The organism is Pseudomonas asgharzadehiana (genome assembly GCF_019139815.1).
Lineage (GTDB): Bacteria > Pseudomonadota > Gammaproteobacteria > Pseudomonadales > Pseudomonadaceae > Aquipseudomonas > Aquipseudomonas asgharzadehiana.
The window spans coordinates 4,970,909-4,989,811 of record NZ_CP077079.1 but is presented as its reverse complement, the minus strand read 5'-3'; the positions used below and the strand labels follow the sequence as shown (position 1 = coordinate 4,989,811).

The window sequence follows — 18,903 nt, the reverse complement described above, 5'->3', positions numbered from 1 at the left end:
ATTTATCGTTGTGAACACAGGAAAAATGTGGGAGGGCGCAAGCCCCCTCCCACATTGATTGCGTTCCTGCAGTAAAAGTTAGATATCCGCCAGTGCCGACACCAGGATCGCCTTGATGGTATGCATGCGGTTTTCCGCCTGCTCAAAGGCGATGTTGGCCGGCGACTCGAACACTTCTTCGGTCACTTCCACGCCATTGGCCAGGTTCGGATAGCGTGCGGCGATGTCTTTGCCGACCTTGGTTTCGCTGTTATGGAACGCCGGCAGGCAGTGCATGAATTTCACCCGGGGGTTGCCCGAGGCTTTCATCATCTTGGCGTTGACCTGGTACGGCAGCAGTTGCTCGATGCGCTCGTCCCACGCTTCCACGGGCTCACCCATGGATACCCAGATGTCGGTGTGGATGAAGTCCACGCCCTTCACCGCCTCGGCAGGGTCTTCGGTGATGGTGATGCGTGCGCCGCTCTCTTCGGCGAACGCCTGGCATTGCTTGATGAAATCTTCGTGTGGCCACAGGGCTTTCGGCGCGCCGATGCGCACGTCCATGCCGAGCTTGGCGCCGATCATCAGCAGCGAGTTGCCCATGTTGTAGCGGGCGTCGCCCAGGTAGGCGTAGCTGATGTCATGCAGCGGCTTGTCGCTGTGTTCGCGCATGGTCAGGGTGTCGGCGATCATTTGGGTGGGGTGGAATTCGGCGGTAAGGCCGTTGAACACCGGCACGCCGGCGAACTTGGCCAGCTCTTCGACGATTTCCTGTTCGAAACCACGGTATTCAATGGCGTCGAACATGCGCCCGAGCACACGGGCAGTGTCTTTCATGCTCTCTTTGTGGCCGATCTGCGACGATACCGGGTCGATGTAGGTGACGTGCGCACCTTGGTCATGGGCCGCTACTTCGAAGGCGCAACGGGTGCGCGTCGAGGTTTTTTCGAAGATCAACGCGATGTTCTTGCCTTGCAGGTGCGGACGCTCGGTGCCGGTGTATTTGGCGCGCTTGAGGTCGCGGGACAGGTCCAGCAGGTAGTTCAGCTCGCGGGTGGTGTGGTGCATCAGCGACAGCAGGCTGCGGTTGCGCATGTTGAAAGCCATGATGGATCTCCTTAATAGTCGATAGGGTCGCGGACGATCGGGCAGGTCATGCAGTGGCCGCCGCCACGGCCGCGGCCGAGTTCACCGGCGCTGATGGTGATGACTTCCACGCCCGCCTTGCGCAATAGGGTGTTGGTGTAGGTGTTGCGGTCGTAGCCGATCACCACGCCCGGTTCCACGGCCACCACGTTGTTGCCGTCGTCCCACTGCTCGCGCTCGGCGGCGAAGCTGTTGCCGCCGGTCTCGACCACACGCAGGGCCTTGAGGTTGAGGGCTGCGGCCACGGTGTCGAGGAAGTTGGTTTTCTCGCGCTGGATGTCGATGCCGTGCGGCTTGCTGTCGTCAGGGCGCAGGGTGAACGGGACGATCTGGTTGACCACTTCCGGGAAGACGGTCACCAGGTCGCGGTCGCAGAAGCTGAACACGGTGTCCAGGTGCATCGCCGCGCGGGATTTGGGCAGGCCGGCAACGATCACGCGTTCCACGGCTTTGTTCTTGAACAGGTTGCGCGCCAATTGGCCGATGGCTTGGTGGGACGAGCGCTCACCCATGCCGATCAACACCACGCCGTTGCCAATCGGCATCACGTCACCGCCTTCCAGCGTGGCGGCACCGTGTTCCTGGTCGGGGTCGCCGTACCAGATCTGGAAGTCGGCGTTGGTGAACTCGGGGTGGAATTTATAGATGGCGCTGGCCAGCAGGGTTTCCTGGCGTCGCGCCGGCCAGTACATCGGATTGAGCGTCACGCCGCCATAGATCCAGCAGGTGGTGTCGCGGGTGAACTGGGTGTTGGGCAGCGGCGGCAGAATGAAACTGGCGTGGCCGAGGAAATCGCGGAACATCTCGATGGTTTTGCCACCGAAGCTGCTCGGCAGGTCATCGGCCGACACGCCGCCGATCAGGAACTCGGCGATCTTGCGCGGCTCCAGGCTGCGCAGCCACGAGCCGACTTCATCGACCAGGCCCAGGCCCACCGTATTGGCGGTGATCTTGCGTTGCAGTATCCAGTCCAGCGCCTCGGGGATTGCGACGATGTCGGTCAGCAGGTTGTGCATTTCCAGCACATCAATGTCCCGCTCGCGCATCTTGGTCACAAAGTCGAAATGATCGCGCTTGGCCTGGGCCACCCACAACACGTCATCGAACAGCAATTCATCGCAATTGTTGGGGGTCAGCCGCTGGTGGGCCAAGCCTGGGGAACACACCATGACTTTGCGCAGTTTGCCGGCTTCGGAATGTACGCCGTACTTCACTTTTTCCGTGGTCATTACAGATCCTCCAGTCAGAATTACAGAGTCAGGAAGCCGTCGTAGAGCCCATAGGCCGCCACCAGGGCGCCAATGACCACTGCGGCGAAAATCAGCTTCTCGACAGGGGTGAAAATCGGTTTGCCCAGTTCATGCTTGGCCTTGGCGAACAGGATCGCGCCGGGCGCATACAGCAGGGCGGAGAGCAGCAGGTATTTGGTGCCGCCGGCGTAGAGCAGCCACACCGCGTAGATCAGCGCGATGGCGCCGATGAACAGGTCTTTGCGGCGCTCCTTGAGGGCGTTTTCGTAGGTTTCGCCGCGTACCGCCAGCAGCAGGGCATAGGCCGCCGACCACAGGTAGGGCACCAGGATCATCGAGGTGGCGAGGTAGATCAGCGACAGGTAAGTGCTGGCGGAAAACAGCGTGATCACCAGGAACACCTGCACCATGGCGTTGGTCAGCCACAGGGCGTTGGCCGGCACATGGTTGGCGTTTTCCTTGCGCAGGAACTCCGGCATGGTGTGGTCCTTGGCTGCGGCGAACATGATCTCCGCACACAGCAGCACCCACGACAGCAGCGCACCCAGCAACGAAATGATCAAGCCGACGCTGATCAACACCGCGCCCCAGTGGCCCACCACATGCTCCAGCACGGCAGCCATCGACGGGTTCTGCAATTTGGCCAGTTCAGGTTGGGTCATGATGCCCAGCGACAGCACGTTCACCAGCATCAGGAACAGCAGCACGGTGATAAAGCCGATCACGGTGGCCTTGCCCACGTCGCTGCGTTTTTCGGCGCGGGCCGAAAAGATGCTCGCCCCTTCGATACCGATGAACACCCACACAGTCACCAGCATCATGTTGCGCACCTGGTTCATCACGCTGCCCAGGTCCGGGTTTTTCACACCCCAGATATCTGCGGTGAAGATGTCCAGCTTGAACGCGAACACTGCGATCAACACGAACAGCACCAGCGGCACAACCTTGGCTACGGTGGTCACCAGGTTGATGAACGCCGCTTCCTTGATCCCGCGCAGCACCAGAAAATGCACGGCCCACAGCAACACCGAAGCGCCGATCACGGCAGCCGGGGTGTTGCCTTCGCCGAAGATCGGGAAAAAGTAACCGAGGGTGCTGAACAGCAACACGAAGTAACCGACGTTACCCAGCCAGGCACTGATCCAGTAGCCCCAGGCCGATGAGAAACCCATGTAGTCACCAAACCCGGCCTTGGCGTAGGCGTACACGCCGCCATCGAGGTCGGGCTTGCGGTTGGCCAGGGTCTGGAATACGAATGCGAGGGTCAGCATGCCCACGGCGGTGATCACCCAACCGATCAGCACGGCGCCGACATCGGCGCTGGCCGCCATGTTTTGCGGCAGCGAGAAAATACCGCCGCCAATCATCGAGCCGACGACAAGTGCAACCAATGCGCCTAAGCGAAGTTTTCCGGGAGATTCAGACATCGCATAACTCCAATGCAGGAGAAGAGAGACCACAGAATAATTCCGTGTGCTAATCAAACAGCTGACTCAGATCACTTCATTGGCACATTCCATTGTGAATTAATGACTTAGGCTGGAAATCCTTGGGCAATGGTTTTGCGCGAAAAGCCGCTTGCCAGAGCGGTTTCTGCTTTGTGGTCACGCATTGGGGCTACGTATGGACGTTTGACGCTAGACCGTTTTATGGAATGTGCAAACGTTTAAATAAAACGCTGAAGTATTTGGCGTATTTAAATTATAAATACGCCTGAACGCTATAAGTTGTCATGCCGTTGGGTTATGAGCGCGGCGCTTTTATCGCCATCGCTAATAAACGCTACACTCGCGCAGTTAGTTAAATGAGTGTGCGAGTGTCAGCGGTTAAATTCTCAGGAGTGTGCATGTCTCAACCGGCCCAGAAACTTCGACTCAGCGCCCTGATCGCCCTGGTGGTGGGTTCGATGATCGGCGGGGGGATTTTTTCCTTGCCGCAGAATATGGCGGCGCGCGCCGAGGTGGGCGCGGTGCTGATCGGCTGGGCGATCACCGCCGTGGGCATGCTGACCCTGGCCTTTGTGTTTCAGACCCTGGCCAATCGCAAGCCTGAGTTGGACTCCGGGGTGTATGCCTACGCCAAGGCAGGTTTTGGCGACTACATGGGTTTCTCATCGGCCTGGGGTTACTGGATCAGCGCGTGGATGGGCAACGTCGGTTACTTCGTGTTGCTGTTCAGCACCCTCGGGTACTTTTTTCCGGTGTTTGGCCAAGGCAATACGCCAGTGGCCATCGGTTGTGCGTCAGTGCTGCTGTGGGCTGTGCACTTTCTGGTGATGCGTGGGATCAAGGAGGCTGCGTTCATCAACCAGGTCACCACCGTGGCGAAGATCGTACCGCTGCTGATGTTTATCGTGATCGCCGCCGTGGCGTTCAAGGCCGATGTCTTCACCCGCGACATCTGGGGCCTGGGCAACCCGCAATTCGGCAGCGTGGTGGACCAGGTGCGCAACATGATGCTGGTCACGGTGTTTGTGTTCATCGGCATCGAGGGCGCCAGCGTGTATTCGGCGCGGGCCGAGAAACGCGCGGACGTTGGCCGGGCCACGGTCATCGGTTTTCTCGGCGTACTGGCGCTGCTGGTGATGGTGAATGTGCTGTCCCTGGGCGTCATGAGCCAGCCGGAGTTGGCCAGCCTGCAAAACCCGTCGTTGGCGGGCGTGCTGGAGCACATCGTCGGGCCATGGGGCGCGATGCTCATCAGCCTCGGCCTGGCGGTGTCGCTGCTGGGGGCGTTGCTGTCATGGGCGCTGCTCTGCGCGGAAATTCTGTACGCCACGGCCCATGACAAGACCATGCCGGCCTTCCTGAAAAAGGAAAACGCCAACCAGGTGCCGGTCAATGCGCTGTGGCTGACCAACGTGATGATCCAGGCTTTTCTGGTGATCACGCTGTTTTCCCACAGCACCTACACCACGCTGATTTACTTGGCCTCGTCGATGATTCTGGTGCCGTACCTGTGGTCGGCGGCCTATGCGGTGTTGTTGAGCGGGCGTGGTGAAACCTACCAAGACGCCCAGGGCCAACGCATGAAGGACCTGCTGGTGGGGGTGATTGCCTTGGGTTATGCGGTGTGGCTGCTGTATGCCGGCGGCTTGAAGTATTTGTTGCTGTCGGCGCTGCTGTACGCGCCGGGTGTGATCCTGTTTGCCCTGGCCAAGCGTGAACAGGGGCAACCGTTGTTTACCCACGTGGAAAAAGGCATTTTCAGCTGTGTGATTGCGGGCGCGGGGTTGGCGGCGTATGGGTTGTACAGCGGGGTTTTGGCGCTTTGACTGGGTTGGCTGTACTGGCCTCATCGGGAGCCCCCTCCCACATTTTGATTTGTGAACACAGTCAAATGTGGGAGGGGGCTTGCCCTCGATAGCGGTGTGACGAGTCACCACTGAGCCCGATGTGCCCCCAATTCCCCCGCCGGCAAATCCCACTGCAACGGCGTGCCGCGATGGTCAGCGGCGCCAGCAGGCGATGTGCCTGGCCCCAGGCCGTCTGAGAAGGGCCACTCTAAGAGATCATCACACCGCAGTGACAACCCCCGGTTCCAACGGCAGGTCGATGCTGGCGATAAACCCGCCGCCGGGGTGGTTGGCCAGGCTCAGGCTGCCGCCATGGCGTTCGGCGGCGCGCCGTGCGATCGCCAGCCCGAGGCCGTGGCCTTGGGCGGTCTGGCCGGGGGCGCGGTAGAACGGTTCGCCCAGTTGGCTGAGGTGTTCGGCGTCGACGCCGGGGCCATGGTCGCGCACGCTGATCAGGATGCGTTCGCCCTGGCGCTGTGCCTGCAACTCGATTGGTTGGCCTGGCGGGTTGAAGCGTTGGGCGTTGCGCAGCAGGTTATCCACAGCGCGTTCGATCATGGTCGGCCAGCCCTTCAGGTGCAGGTCGCTGTCGGTGCTCAGTTGCACCACCTGGTCCGGTGCGCTGAGTTGGGCGTCCTTTTGCAGGGTCTTGAGCAGTGGGATGAGGTCGACCTGTTCGGCGCTGGCGTTGTCGGCATCGACGCGGGCCAGTACCAGAATTTCACTGATCAGCGCTTCGAGGCGGTCGCATTCGCGGGTCAGGCGTGGCCAGAGTTTTTCGCGTTCTTCAGGGCTTGCGCGTTCGGCCAGTGCCAGGGCTATGCGCAGGCGGGCCAGTGGCGAGCGCAGTTCGTGGGAAACGTCGCGCAGCAATTGGCGCTGGCTGCCGATCAGGCTTTGCAGGCGCGCGCCCATGCGGTTGAAGTCGGTGGCCAGTACGCCGAACTCATCGCGACGGTTGGCCAGGCGTGCCAGGCTGTTTTGCTGATAGCTCGCTTGGCCGAGGTCATGCACCGCGCCGCGCAGGCGGCTGAGCGGGCGCGTGATGGACAAGGTGACGAACAGGCTGAACAGGGTCAGCACCACCAGGGCAATGGCCAATGCGCTCAAGGGCCAGGTCAGGCTGCTGCGGTGCCATTGGTCAAGTTCCGGGTGCGGAATGCGGTAGATCAACAGGTAGGTGTCGCCGGTTTTCTCGCTGGTGTACTCGGCGGTCAGGCGCCGCCAGGGCAGGTGGCTGTCCTTGTTGTCGTTCTGGCGGGCTTCAAAGGCCGCGGCGCGACGCGGGAAGGTCCCGCGCACCACCGGCTCGCCACTTTCGTTCAACACTTGCACGTCAATGTGGTACTGGCGTTTGCGCTGTTGCAGCAAATCCTGGGCAGCGTCCTCACCCTGGGCTTCGTAGAGTTGAGTCCACTCTTGGGCCAGGTTATTGAGGCCGGGGTGCCGGCTGAGAATCCACGCATCTTGATTAAGCATGTGCCCAAGCAGGATCGACAGCCCGGCAACCAAGGCGATGGCCAGCCAGAAACTGGCCAGGATGCGCCAGAACAATGAACGCACAGGAAACCCTCAAACTGGAAAAGCCCAGTGGCGGGGGGCCACTGGGCTGGGAGCATTAACGCGAGGGCATTATTGCGCTTTTTGCGGCTGTTGCGCTTTCCAGGCTTGGAATTCCTTCCACTCGGCACGGCGCTCGGCTTGCTTTTTGACGATCTCGTCGAACTTCTTCTGCTGGTCCGGCTTGAGCACGGTACGGATATCGGCCTGGGTTTTCTGGCGGCCGGCGTCGATTTCATCCTGCATGGCTTTCTGGTCGGCGGCCGGGAGTTTGTCCAGGTACTTTTTGGTCAGGTCTTTGCGAGCGTGCCATTGGTCGCCCATCAGTTTGCCGATCTGCTCGCGCTGTTCGCGGCTCAGGTCCAACTGGCTGAAGGGGCCGCCTTTGCCACGCGGACCGTGTTCACCGCCGTGGCCCGGGCCACCCATCATGTGACCGGAAGGCTCGCCCATCGGGCCTGGGCCTTCAGGCATGGCGGCCATGGCAACGGTCGGCAGGGCAGCGGCGAACATCAAAGCGATAAGGGTCTTGCGCATGGTGATTCTCCTGTCTCTATTCCGGTGAGTCCGGATGTGAGTAGGCTACGCAGATCAAGGTCAGCGGCGGTCAGGGGTGGGTAAAGCTTCTGTAAAGGCGGTTTTGATGCGAACTGACAAAACGTTCATACCGCTCAGATCAATGGCCGGCGCAAAGGCTCAGAGGCTGTAGTAGTAGCCGCGACTGCGCAGCGCCACGATGCGTGGCCTTCCATCAGGGTGAGGGCCGATCTTTTTGCGCAGGTTGCTTACGTGCATGTCCAGGCTGCGATCGTACAGGGTCAGCTTGCGGCCCAAGGCGATCTGCGCCAGTTCCTGTTTATCCAGCGGCTCGCCGGGTTGGCGCAGCAAGGCTTCGAGCAGGCGGCTTTCGGAGACGGTGAGGGCAAATTCCTGCTCATCAATGCTGACCACGCCGCGCACGGGGCTGAAGCACAGGTCGCCCAGTTCCAGTTGGGTGGAAACGGCGGCCGGGTGGCTGCGGCGCAATACCGCGCGCAGGCGAGCGGTGAGTTCGCGCGGATCGCAGGGTTTGGCCAGGTAATCGTCGGCGCCCAGTTCCAGGCCGAGGATGCGGTCCAGCGGTTCGCCGCGGGCCGAGAGCATCAACACCGGCAGCTCCGGGTGGTCGTTGCGCAATTGCTTGAGTAATTCCAGGCCACTGCCGTCGGGCAGCATCACGTCGAGCACCACGGCGGCGGGCGCGCTGTCGGCCAAGGCTTTGCGCGCGCTCAAGCCATCGTGGCAGGCGCGCACCTGGAAGCCTTCCTGGCTCAACCAACTGGTCAGCAGCTCACAGAGCTCCTGGTCATCATCTATCAGTAACAGCTCGCTCATGACTCACTCAATTTAGCCATTGTCGACGGCGACGGTGCCCCCCGCTGGCGAAGATCCCGCACAGCAAGGCGATCAGTGCGACGGCCCCGCCAGTGACAAACCATTGCTGTTGCTCGGTGAGCCATCGGGTCAGGACGCCGCCCTGTGAATCTTTGAGTTGCTGGGCCAGCCGTTGGTTCTCCTGGCGCAGGCGACTCAACTGAGCGCTTTCGCGGGTAGCGTCGGCGCTTTGCAGTTGCTTGCTCAGTTCTTCACGCTGACGTTCGCTTTCTTTCAAACGTTGCTGCAACTCGGTGATCTGGGCGCCGGCACTCAAGGACAGGGGCGTGGAACTGCCGGTGTTCGAGGTTTCTTCCGCGTGGGCCGTAGCCCCGATCATTAACACTGCCAACAGACACAACTGACGTAAGCGCATCGGAACTCCTGATTCCACACGAATATTCAGAACGTTGTCGGCAGGTTACCGAGAATAATGAGCCCTTAGGCGCTTGCCGAACGCAATTGGTTCGGCGCGGGCGGGGTCAAGGCAGCACTTGTTTGAATGGCTTGATCACCACGTCGGCGTAAACGCCCGCTGCGACATAGGGATCGGCCTTGGCCCAGGCCTGGGCATCGGCCAGGGAGTTGAACTCGGCGACGATCAGGCTGCCGGTGAAACCGGCGTCGCCCGGGTCGTTGCTGTCCACCGCCGGGTGTGGGCCTGCGAGCACGATGCGCCCCTCGGCTTGCAGCACTTTCAGGCGCTCGACGTGTGCCGGGCGAACGGAAAGGCGTTTTTCCAGCGAGTTTTCAACGTCGGTGGCAATGATGGCGTAGAGCATGTCAGTCCTCGGTTTTCGGCGTGGAAGGGTCGGTGTCATGCAGGTGGCGCGACAGGTAGATACCCTGGCCGACCAGGAACAGCACGGTCATGCCCAGGCTGCCGAAGACTTTGAAGTCGACCCAGTAGTCCTGGAAGGTAAACGCCACGAACAGGTTGGCGGCGCCGCAGAAGATGAAAAACACGATCCAGGCCACGTTCAAACGTGTCCATACCGGTTCCGGCAGTGTCAGCGCGTGGCCCATGATCCGCTTGATCAACAGGCGGTCGCCGATGAAGTGGCTGCCGATGAACGCCAGGGCGAACAGCCAGTTCACCACCGGCGCTTTCCATTTAAGGAAGGTTTCGCTGTGGAAGGCCAGGGTCAGGCTGCCGAAGACCAGGCACGCGACCAGGGTCAGCCATTGGCTTTTTTCGAGTTTGCGCTGGGAGACGAAGATCGCGCCGTAGACCACCACGGAGCTGATGATCAGCACGGCGGTGGCACTGTAGATGCCGCCGAACGTGAGTTCGTGACCGGCCAGATCGATGACCCTGGGGTCGAGTTTGTACACGATGAAAAACAGCAACAGCGGGATGAAGTCGATGAATTGTTTCACAGTAAGAGCCAGAAGCTGGATGTGGCGGCATAATAACAAACATCCTTGGTTGCGAAAGCGCCAGCTGACTTGAGGTTCAAACCCCCCGTGAATGTTGATTTGCACTGCCACAGTACGGCCTCCGACGGCGCCCTGGCGCCCGCGGTACTGGTTGCGCGTGCGTTTGAAAAAGGCGTGCGAGTCCTGGCGTTGACCGACCACGACACCCTCGAAGGCCTCGATGAAGCCCGCAGCGCGGCCCATGCGCTGGGCATGCAGTTGGTCAACGGCGTGGAATTGTCGTGTACCTGGGGCGGTGCCACCATTCATGTGCTTGGCTACGGCTTCGATCAAACCGCTGCGCCGCTGGTGCAGGCCATCGCCAATTTGCACGATGGCCGTTGGCTGCGGTCCGAGGAAATAAGCCGCAAGCTCAGCCTTAAAGGTATGCCCAACGCCCTTGAGGGCGCCCGCGCCATCCAGCAAGAGCTGGGCGACAGCGGCAACGCACCGGCCCGTCCGCACTTTGCCGACTGGATGGTGCGTGAAGGTTTTGTTAAGGACCGCGCCGAAGCCTTTCGCAAATGGCTGGGCGCCGGCAAGTTGGGCGATGTGAAGCAACACTGGCCGACTCTTGAAGACACCGTCGAGACCCTGCGGGCCTCCGGGGCCTGGGTCAGCCTGGCGCATCCCTGGCATTACGATTTCACCCGCAGCAAGCGTCGCAAGCTGGTCAGCGACTATATTGGAGCGGGCGGCCACGCCATCGAAGTGGTCAACGGGCATCAACCCGCCGAACAGGTCGGCAGCCTGGCGATTCTTGCCCGCGAATTTGGTCTGCTGGTCAGTGCCGGCAGTGACTTTCATGGCCCAGGTGGCTGGTCCGAGATCGGCGAGTATCGCCCCGTCCCGGACGACCTGCCGTTGTTGTGGGGGCGATTCAAGCATGACCCCATTATTGCCACCGTCTGAACAGGTAGAACACGTGAGTCAATTCTTCCAGATTCATCCGGAAAATCCCCAGGCGCGCCTGATCAAGCAGGCCGTGGAGATCATTCGCGCCGGTGGGGTGGTGATCTACCCAACCGATTCGTCCTACGCCATCGGTTGTCAGATCGGCGACAAAGGCGCAGTTGAGCGTGTCAGACGCCTGCGTCAGCTGGACGACAAGCACAACTTCGCGCTGATCTGCAGCGACCTGTCCCAACTCGGGCTGTTCGCCAAGGTCGACACTGGCACGTTCCGCCTGCTCAAGGCCCATACGCCGGGGCCCTACACGTTTATCCTGAACGCCACCCGCGAAGTGCCGCGCCTGCTGCTGCACCCCAAGAAGCGCACCATCGGCCTGCGCGTGCCGGAGCACCCGATTGCCCTGGCGCTGCTCGCCGAGTTGGGTGAGCCGTTGATGAGTGTGTCGTTGATCATGCCCGGCGACACCGAGCCGCTGGAAGATCCCTACGAAATGCGCCAACTGCTGGAAAAACAGGTGGACCTGATCATCGACGGCGGCTTCGGCGGCGGCAAGGCCTCCACCGTGATCAACCTGGCCGACGGCGAGCCCGAAGTGGTACGTGTCGGTTGCGGCGACCCGGCGCCGTTTATGGTCGAGGCCTGAATGTCGTCAGTGGAAACCGTCGACCCCCAGGCAGGCGCCCAGCAGGAGCTGCCGTTTGCCATGGTGTATGGCCAGGCGGTCATGGAAATGCCGCTGGACCTGTACATTCCGCCGGATGCGCTGGAGGTCTTCCTTGAAGCGTTCGAAGGCCCGCTGGACTTGCTGCTGTACCTGATCCGCAAGCAGAACATCAACATCCTCGACATCCCGGTGGCGGAAATCACTCGCCAATACATGGGTTATGTCGAATTGATGCAGTCGGTGCGCCTGGAACTGGCCGCCGAATACCTGGTGATGGCCGCCATGCTCGCCGAGATCAAGTCGCGCATGCTGTTGCCGCGTTCGGAGACAATCGAAGCCGAAGAGGACGACCCGCGCGCCGAACTGATCCGCCGCCTGCAAGAGTACGAACGCTTCAAGGCCGCGGCGGAAGGCATCGACGGCTTGAGCCGCGTGGGCCGCGATGTGGTGGTGCCCAAGCTCGACGCCCCCGAGGCCCGCGCGCGCAAGCTGTTGCCGGACGTGAGTCTTGAAGAATTGCTGATGTCCATGGCCGAAGTGCTGCGCCGTGGCGATATGTTCGAAAGCCACCAGGTCAGCCGCGAGGCGTTGTCGACCCGCGAGCGTATGAGCGATGTGCTGGAGCGCTTGAAGGGCGGCGGTTTTGTGCCGTTTGTCGAGCTGTTCACCGCTGAAGAAGGGCGCCTGGGTGTCGTGGTGACCTTTATGGCCATCCTTGAATTGGTCAAGGAATCCTTGGTCGAGCTGGTCCAGAATGAGCCTTTTGCGGCTATCCACGTGCGGGCGCGAGCCGAATAAAGAGCTGAATCGATGAATCTGACAGAACCCCGCGAACTGGCACCCTTGCTGGAGGCTTTTCTACTGGCCTCGGGTAAACCGCAATCTTTGGAGCGCCTGTTCGAACTGTTTGAAGAGGCCGAGCGCCCCGAGCCGCCAGTGTTCAAGAAAGCGCTGGAGATCCTGCGCAAGTCCTGCGAGGGCCGTGCGTTTGAATTGCGCGAAGTGGCGTCGGGCTATCGCCTGCAGATCCGTGAGAAATTTTCCCCATGGGTGGGCCGCCTGTGGGAAGAGCGCCCGCAACGTTATTCCCGGGCGATGCTTGAGACCATGGCGTTGATCGCCTATCGCCAGCCGATCACCCGCGGCGAAATCGAGGATGTGCGGGGCGTGGCGGTCAACAGCCATATCGTCAAGACGCTGCTGGAGCGCGAGTGGATCCGCATCGTCGGCTACCGCGACGTGCCGGGCAAACCGGCGATGTTCGCCACCACCAAGGTATTTCTTGACCACTTCAACCTGAAAAACCTCGACGACCTGCCGCCGCTCGCCGAATTGCGCGAGATGGAAGCCGAGCCGGTGCTGGATTTCGACGACGCGCCGGTGCCTGCGGGTTTGCAGGAGTTGGCTGATGCTACGGCCGAGCCGGAAGAGCCAAAGGATGAAACCAGCTTCCATACCTTGCTGTTGGAACTGGACGACATGGAGCAGGGCATCAAGACCGACTTTGATGATTTGCTGCGCGATGGCGTGGCAGAGCCTGAAACAGAGGTGAACGTTGAGCCTGAGGTCGAGCCCGAAGAAGACATCCTCGGCGTGGCCGATGCCCGCGAGAAACTCCTGGCCGCCGTCGCTGCCCTCGAACAGCCGCCGCTGAGCGATGAAGAGGACGAAGCCCGGGCGCTGGCCGAAGCGATTGAGGCCGAGCGCCGCCAGTTCGAAGACTGACACAGTCCAATGTGGGAGGGGGCAAGCCCCTCCCACATGGAGTCAGTGGTGTGCTGGGCGCCACCGGTCGGCGGAAAAACAAATGACTTGGCGCTTATCGACTACTCTGTGATGCGCAACGCGCGCCATGCGCGTATGATTCGCGACCCTTTGCCGACCTATTCGGCCAAGGCCCCGCTTTCAACACTCTTCAGGCCATGCCTGAATCGACCCACCGGGAGGTGCTTAAGATGAACGACAAAGACCAGAACGACAGCCAGGAAATCGGCCCAGCAGGTGAAAAACTGCAAAAGGTGCTGGCGCGTATCGGCGTGGGCTCGCGCCGCGACGTCGAGGCCTGGATCACCCAGAAGCGCATCAAGGTCAACGGCGTCGAGGCCACCCTCGGCCAGCGCGTCGACCTGCACGATGCAATCACCATTGATGGCAAGGTCATCAAGCGTGAAGAGGCCGCCGAATCGGTGCGCCGCGTGATCATGTACAACAAGCCCGATGGCGAGATCTGCACCCGTGACGACCCGGAAGGCCGTCCGACGGTGTTCGACAAGATGCCCAAGCCCAAAGAAGGCCGCTGGATCAACATCGGTCGTTTGGACATCAACACCACCGGCTTGCTGATGTTCACCACCGACGGTGAGTTGGCCAACCGCCTGATGCACCCGTCCTACGAGATGGACCGCGAGTACGCCGTGCGTGTACGTGGTGAAGTCGATGACGAAATGATCGAACGCCTCAAGGCCGGCGTGGTGCTGGAAGACGGCCCGGCCAAGTTCACTGACATCAAGCAGGCGCCAGGTGGCGAAGGTTTCAACCACTGGTACCACTGCGTGGTGATGGAAGGCCGTAACCGCGAAGTACGTCGCTTGTGGGAATCCCAGGGCCTGGTGGTCAGTCGCCTGAAGCGCGTGCGTTTCGGCCCGGTGTTCCTCAATTCCGACCTGCCGATGGGCCGCTGGCGCGAAATGAGCCAGTACGAAGTCGACATCCTCAGCGCCGAAGTCGGCCTGACGCCGGTCGCCATGCCGCAAATGAACGCCAAGAGCAAAGACAAGCTTGAGCGTATGCAGCGAAAATCGTCGCGCCCTGTAGCGCGTACCGAGCGCGTTGCCCGCACCCTGCGCCCGGCGTTGGATGCACCGGCAACCGGCGGGCGTATCTCGCGCCAGCCGCACATCGAAGGTGAGCGTCGCCCAACCGCGCCATCGCGTCAGGAAGGTGAGCGTGCTCCACGTACGCCGCGCCCTGCACCGTCCGGTGGTCGCAGCAACCGTGGTGAAGCGGATCGCCCCGCCGACAACGCCAGCACCAAGCGTCCAGCCAAGCCGGCGGCGAACAAGCGCCCCGGTCCGAAACTGGTCGCCGACGAGCCGTCGGGCAAGCGCCGTGGCGCACCGGCCGGTTCAGGTCAACGTCCTGGCTTTGGTCGCAAGAAGCCGCAGTGATGTAAAGCTGCAATGCAATAAATTGTGGGAGGGGGCAAGCCCCTCCCACATTTGGATCTCCAGTGTTTTCGAGCCCTTTGCTCAGAAGGTAAAGGCCCCATCGAATACCGGCTTGTCATCCAAGGCCAACACCCCGCTGGCGAAGATCAGGTCCAGGTGATGACTGCCTTTCTGTCCGCCGCCCAAGCCCAGATGCAACCCGCAGTGGCGCTCTTCAAAGCCCGCATTGCGTGCATATAAATCCTTTACGCCTTCGTTGGTCCCGATACCCAGTTCCTCCACGCGCCGATTGGACGGGTTGGCGTTCAAGTACTTGTTGAAATCCTCCACCAGCCCCGGCACATCACTGGCCACGCTGCAGACGGTCGAGTTTTCGATCCACAGCTCAAGCGGTGCTTGCAGCACGCCGTATTTACGTGCAAACGGAATGGTACTGAGGAAAGTACCGACAAACCTCACCTGGCCATTGATGGCTTCGCTGTGGGTGGCGATTTCGCCGGGAGCGAGATCGTGGTTGCCGATGCCGTTGATATTGGTCCATTTCTTGATGCTGCTCAGCGGCGCTTCAAGGCGAGAGCCGTGCTTGTCGGTAAAGCTCAGCACCTGGGCCTGGCTCATGCGCCGGATCAGCGTGGCATTCAGGTCGGCGATGCGCTGGGGCTCGACGCTGAAGGTGTCGTAGAAATAATCCCCATAATCCTTGAACAGCAGGGATTTTTTCCAGTGTTCGGCCATTACGCCCTGCAAGGCGCGGATAAAGTCGGGGCCCTCGGCGCGCGGGTTGGCCAGGGTCGAGGCGTCGTACAAAAACAGGTAGAGGTCGCAGGTTTCGATGGCCTGGGCCAGGGTATCGCTGGCAGCCAGGTCGAGGCGCTGCACCTGGAAGTTGAAGCGGGCGGCGCTGCTGTGGACGATCGCCTGGGCGATGGCGTCGTAGCGCTCGGTATGGCCCAGCAGCACGGTGGGGCAGTTCAGGCCGCTAACGGCCGGGTGATGGGCCAGGTAGTAAAGAAAGTGTTCGACGGCGCGGGCCTTGTCCATGACGTGTGTCCTTGTGTGCCTTGGGTAAGGAGGGCAGGCGCCGTGCGCGGCGCCTGCCGGATGGCTGTCGAGGGTTAGAACGGCCACATCGCGGTACCAAACGGTACAACGGCATCGGCCTGCATCATTTCCACGGCGGCTTCGTGGGTGGGGGCTTCGAACCAGTCGTCGAGTTGCAGTTCGGTTTCCAGGTCGTTTTCCAGTGCTTGCATGGTGTATCTCCTAGAGGGCGAAAGTTGAGAAAGGCTCGCCAGCGGGCTTCGCGGGCAAGTGGAATGAACCTAGGAGAAGCTGTTGTTTAATGCAAAAAATTTATTGACACGGTTTCATTTGGATTTTTTGTTCTGTTTTTTGGCCGTGGCTATTTATCGAGGAAATACAGGAGGCTGGCGTCGTAGGTGTTGAAGAGATTTCCCATCGCCAATTTTTCTTCGGATGACAGGTGTAACGCCTGTTTTCCGTGATGTAACGATTAATTTACGACTTGGCCTGGTTATCATTGGCCTACCGGTCGGTGTAAGGAATAGCTGACAGATCGTCGCATGCACCGTTCAGGGGCGGGCGTAAGCGGTCGAGCGGTGTACAATGCGCCGCGTTTTACTGTGACCCCCTTGCGTAACCACGCAAAAGGCCAAGACCTCAGGGTTTACCTACCCTGATCACTCCGCTCGGCCACGAGCCCTGCGGGTTCGATTTCGTCACAGATAAAAACAAACAGGTGACGCATGACCGTTAGAAAGACGCTGTATTCCAGGTGCCTGCGCTGGGGTTTGAGCGGCGCTGCTTGAGTCGAGATTCAACGCAGCAACGTGCATTCAACATCATCAAACCTTGCGTGAGACCCTTTTCATGAGTGGACCCCATTCCTCTTCAGGCGAGCTGAAACGCGGCCTGAAAAACCGTCATATCCAGTTGATCGCCCTCGGTGGCGCCATCGGTACCGGCCTGTTCCTGGGCTCGGCCGGGGTGCTCAAATCCGCGGGCCCGTCGATGATCCTGGGCTATGCGATCTGTGGCTTCATTGCCTTCATGATCATGCGCCAGCTCGGCGAAATGATCGTCGAAGAGCCGGTCGCCGGTTCCTTCAGCCACTTTGCCCACAAATACTGGGGCGGTTTCGCCGGTTTCCTGTCGGGCTGGAACTGCTGGATCCTGTACATCCTGGTGGGCATGTCAGAGCTGACGGCCGTCGGCAAATATGTGCATTACTGGTGGCCGGAGATCCCGACCTGGGTCTCGGCAGCCGCGTTCTTCGTGCTGATCAACCTGATCAACCTGGCCAACGTCAAAGTGTTCGGTGAGGCCGAGTTCTGGTTTGCAATCATCAAGGTGGTGGCCATCGTCGGCATGATCGCTTTGGGCAGCTACCTGCTGGTCAGCGGCAGCGGCGGCCCGCAAGCCTCGGTGAGCAACCTGTGGGAACACGGTGGCTTCTTCCCCCATGGCGTTGGCGGGTTGGTGATGGCCATGGCGATCATCATGTTCTCCTTCGGCGGCCTGGAAATGCTCGGCTTTACCGCCGCCGAAGCCGACCAGCCACGCACGGTGATCCCCAAGGCAATCAATCAGGTGATCTACCGCATCCTGATCTTCTACATCGGTGCGCTGGTGGTGCTGTTGTCGCTGACGCCGTGGGACAGCCTGCTGGCCACGCTCAATGCGTCCGGCGATGCCTATAGCGGAAGCCCGTTCGTGCAGGTGTTCTCGATGCTGGGCAGCAACACGGCCGCGCACATCCTCAACTTCGTGGTCCTGACGGCGGCTTTGTCGGTGTACAACAGCGGCACCTACTGCAACAGCCGCATGCTGCTGGGCATGGCCGAGCAAGGCGATGCGCCCAAGGCCCTGGCCAAGATCGACAAGCGCGGCGTGCCGGTGCGTTCAATCCTCGCCTCGGCGGCGGTGACCCTGGTGGCGGTGCTGATGAACTACTTCATCCCGCAGCACGCGCTGGAGTTGCTGATGTCGCTGGTGGTGGCCACGTTGGTGATCAACTGGGCGATGATCAGCTATTCCCACTTCAAGTTCCGCCAGCACATGAACCGCACCGGCCAGGTGCCGTTGTTCAAGGCGCTGTGGTACCCGTATGGCAACTACGTCTGCCTGGCGTTCGTGGTGTTTATCCTGGTGATCATGTTGATGATTCCGGGGATCCAGGTGTCGGTGTACGCGATCCCGGTATGGGTGGCGTTTATGGCGGTGTGTTACTGGTTCAAGAACAAACGTAGTGCTGAAGCGGCGTTGGCGACGGCGAATGCCGTATTGAAGTAAGCGAAATATGCAGGCTGTGTGAAAACGCTGCCTGCACCGGTGAAAGCAAATGCCCTGAAAAGAGATCTGGACGTCTGGTATTTCCAGTGCTCACTTGTTTCAAAGACGCTGATGTTTAAACGACTACTTTCTCAACCATGGCAGGACGCCATGAGCTGCACAGTTGCACCCATCCCACTTATTTCATCTGCTGCCATACATTTCACGTCTATACAGCGTGGCCATATAGCCTCATCCACTACAAGACAACTGAAAAGTGTAGTCCGGGCTATTGAAGGTCTTGCCGGTCATGCTTTCAAGAAGGCCGACTTGCGCTGGTGATAGGTCGTACTCATAGATCGCGTCTTCAGGCTCACTCCAGGACATTAGCTCCGATAACTTGTCGTACCGGTCGGCAGGAATTTCAATACTGAAAGCCAACTCCTCGGTTTTTTTATTAAATGCAAGAATTTCATGCTGCATGTCTGATGCTCCTATCGAAATTATTTTGGCGTGGTTCGGCCTGGCTCGGCGTCCTTTGTGCGCTCTCCCGTATCAGGGTTGAACTCTCCAAGATGTTTGCCTTGCTTGTCGTAAAGTTCAACCCGGCCATTTTCATAGTCCCACTCATAAATGCGTCCCTTGCGATCTTTCCAGCGCTTACGCTTTTGCCCCCACGCCTTTAACTGAACTCTTCGAGGGGCTGAGTACCGCATCGGGAAACGCTGTCAGCCCCTTGGGGGCAGGGTGGTAGCTGTGATCGCGGCGGAACTGAAAGCGGACGCGGGTTGGTGCGCGGCTCAT

At 60.3% G+C, this 18,903-nt stretch carries 20 protein-coding genes; 7 read left to right on the top strand and 13 right to left on the bottom strand.

All coding sequences use genetic code 11. The annotated features are described in order from the left end of the window. Positions 1-78: 78 nt before the first annotated feature. The 3 genes from KSS96_RS22650 to arcD (KSS96_RS22640) are packed head-to-tail and all read right to left on the bottom strand — an operon-like array spanning position 79 to position 3,805. Positions 79-1,089 (bottom strand): ornithine carbamoyltransferase, encoded by a 1,011-nt coding sequence (locus KSS96_RS22650; protein WP_017529188.1) that lies wholly within the window; start codon positions 1,087-1,089, stop codon positions 79-81. An 11-nt stretch (positions 1,090-1,100) separates the two neighbouring features. Beyond that, positions 1,101-2,357 carry an arginine deiminase gene (gene arcA, locus KSS96_RS22645; protein ID WP_017529187.1) on the bottom strand — a complete coding sequence of 419 codons (1,257 nt, stop codon included), beginning with the start codon at positions 2,355-2,357 and terminating at the stop codon, positions 1,101-1,103. 20 nt (positions 2,358-2,377) lie between these two features. Continuing rightward, positions 2,378-3,805, bottom strand: coding sequence for an arginine-ornithine antiporter (gene arcD, locus KSS96_RS22640; protein WP_017529186.1), 1,428 nt, complete (start codon positions 3,803-3,805; stop codon positions 2,378-2,380). A gap of 419 nt (positions 3,806-4,224) precedes the next feature. On the opposite strand from arcD (KSS96_RS22640), the gene arcD (KSS96_RS22635) reads away from it, so the two are divergent. Continuing rightward, positions 4,225-5,652, top strand: a complete 1,428-nt coding sequence (gene arcD, locus KSS96_RS22635) for an arginine-ornithine antiporter (protein ID WP_017529185.1) — start codon at positions 4,225-4,227, stop codon at positions 5,650-5,652. 240 nt (positions 5,653-5,892) lie between these two features. Here arcD (KSS96_RS22635) and KSS96_RS22630 read toward each other — a convergent pair whose 3' ends face one another. The 6 genes from KSS96_RS22630 to KSS96_RS22605 form a co-directional block, all read right to left on the bottom strand. Continuing rightward, positions 5,893-7,236: a sensor histidine kinase gene (locus tag KSS96_RS22630; protein WP_017529184.1), complete on the bottom strand. Its 1,344-nt coding sequence runs from the start codon at positions 7,234-7,236 to the stop codon at positions 5,893-5,895. A gap of 69 nt (positions 7,237-7,305) precedes the next feature. Beyond that, positions 7,306-7,770: an LTXXQ domain-containing protein gene (locus KSS96_RS22625; RefSeq protein WP_017529183.1), complete on the bottom strand. Its 465-nt coding sequence runs from the start codon at positions 7,768-7,770 to the stop codon at positions 7,306-7,308. 159 nt (positions 7,771-7,929) lie between these two features. Then, entirely contained in the window at positions 7,930-8,607 is a 678-nt protein-coding gene (locus KSS96_RS22620) for a response regulator transcription factor (protein WP_003193803.1), read from the bottom strand. A 7-nt stretch (positions 8,608-8,614) separates the two neighbouring features. Next, entirely contained in the window at positions 8,615-9,022 is a 408-nt protein-coding gene (locus tag KSS96_RS22615) for an SH3 domain-containing protein (protein ID WP_017529182.1), read from the bottom strand. A 106-nt stretch (positions 9,023-9,128) separates the two neighbouring features. After that, positions 9,129-9,428, bottom strand: coding sequence for a YciI family protein (locus KSS96_RS22610; RefSeq protein WP_017529181.1), 300 nt, complete (start codon positions 9,426-9,428; stop codon positions 9,129-9,131). Position 9,429: 1 nt separating this feature from the next. After that, a complete protein-coding gene (locus KSS96_RS22605; RefSeq protein WP_017529180.1) occupies positions 9,430-10,026 on the bottom strand; it encodes a septation protein A in 597 nt (198 codons plus the stop codon). Between the two features lie 87 nt (positions 10,027-10,113). Here KSS96_RS22605 and KSS96_RS22600 point away from each other — a divergent pair, with 87 nt between their 5' ends. The 5 genes from KSS96_RS22600 (at position 10,114) to rluB (ending at position 14,808) form a co-directional block, all read left to right on the top strand. Beyond that, on the top strand, positions 10,114-10,977 hold the full coding sequence (locus KSS96_RS22600; protein ID WP_017529179.1) for a PHP domain-containing protein: 864 nt from the start codon (positions 10,114-10,116) through the stop codon (positions 10,975-10,977). Between the two features lie 13 nt (positions 10,978-10,990). Further along, on the top strand, positions 10,991-11,620 hold the full coding sequence (locus KSS96_RS22595) for an L-threonylcarbamoyladenylate synthase (RefSeq protein WP_017529178.1): 630 nt from the start codon (positions 10,991-10,993) through the stop codon (positions 11,618-11,620). Further along, a complete protein-coding gene (locus KSS96_RS22590; RefSeq protein WP_017529177.1) occupies positions 11,621-12,439 on the top strand; it encodes a segregation and condensation protein A in 819 nt (272 codons plus the stop codon). Between the two features lie 12 nt (positions 12,440-12,451). Next, positions 12,452-13,366: an SMC-Scp complex subunit ScpB gene (gene scpB / locus KSS96_RS22585; RefSeq protein WP_116079215.1), complete on the top strand. Its 915-nt coding sequence runs from the start codon at positions 12,452-12,454 to the stop codon at positions 13,364-13,366. Positions 13,367-13,596: 230 nt separating this feature from the next. Further along, on the top strand, positions 13,597-14,808 hold the full coding sequence (rluB, locus tag KSS96_RS22580; protein WP_017529175.1) for a 23S rRNA pseudouridine(2605) synthase RluB: 1,212 nt from the start codon (positions 13,597-13,599) through the stop codon (positions 14,806-14,808). Positions 14,809-14,889: 81 nt separating this feature from the next. On the opposite strand, the gene KSS96_RS22575 is transcribed toward rluB, so the two are convergent. Together KSS96_RS22575 and KSS96_RS22570 are read right to left on the bottom strand one after the other, a co-directional pair. After that, positions 14,890-15,849 carry a M29 family metallopeptidase gene (locus tag KSS96_RS22575; RefSeq protein WP_065876954.1) on the bottom strand — a complete coding sequence of 320 codons (960 nt, stop codon included), beginning with the start codon at positions 15,847-15,849 and terminating at the stop codon, positions 14,890-14,892. Between the two features lie 74 nt (positions 15,850-15,923). Then, positions 15,924-16,061 carry a hypothetical protein gene (locus KSS96_RS22570; RefSeq protein WP_003175756.1) on the bottom strand — a complete coding sequence of 46 codons (138 nt, stop codon included), beginning with the start codon at positions 16,059-16,061 and terminating at the stop codon, positions 15,924-15,926. 637 nt (positions 16,062-16,698) lie between these two features. On the opposite strand from KSS96_RS22570, the gene KSS96_RS22565 reads away from it, so the two are divergent. Continuing rightward, complete coding sequence (locus tag KSS96_RS22565) at positions 16,699-18,120, top strand: amino acid permease (RefSeq protein ID WP_017529173.1); 1,422 nt, start codon at positions 16,699-16,701, stop codon at positions 18,118-18,120. Positions 18,121-18,351: 231 nt separating this feature from the next. On the opposite strand, the gene KSS96_RS22560 is transcribed toward KSS96_RS22565, so the two are convergent. Next, positions 18,352-18,582, bottom strand: coding sequence for a DUF7683 domain-containing protein (locus KSS96_RS22560; protein WP_135196404.1), 231 nt, complete (start codon positions 18,580-18,582; stop codon positions 18,352-18,354). Positions 18,583-18,602: 20 nt separating this feature from the next. Further along, a complete protein-coding gene (locus KSS96_RS22555) occupies positions 18,603-18,815 on the bottom strand; it encodes a colicin E3/pyocin S6 family cytotoxin (protein WP_411736592.1) in 213 nt (70 codons plus the stop codon). Between the last annotated feature and the right edge of the window lie 88 nt (positions 18,816-18,903).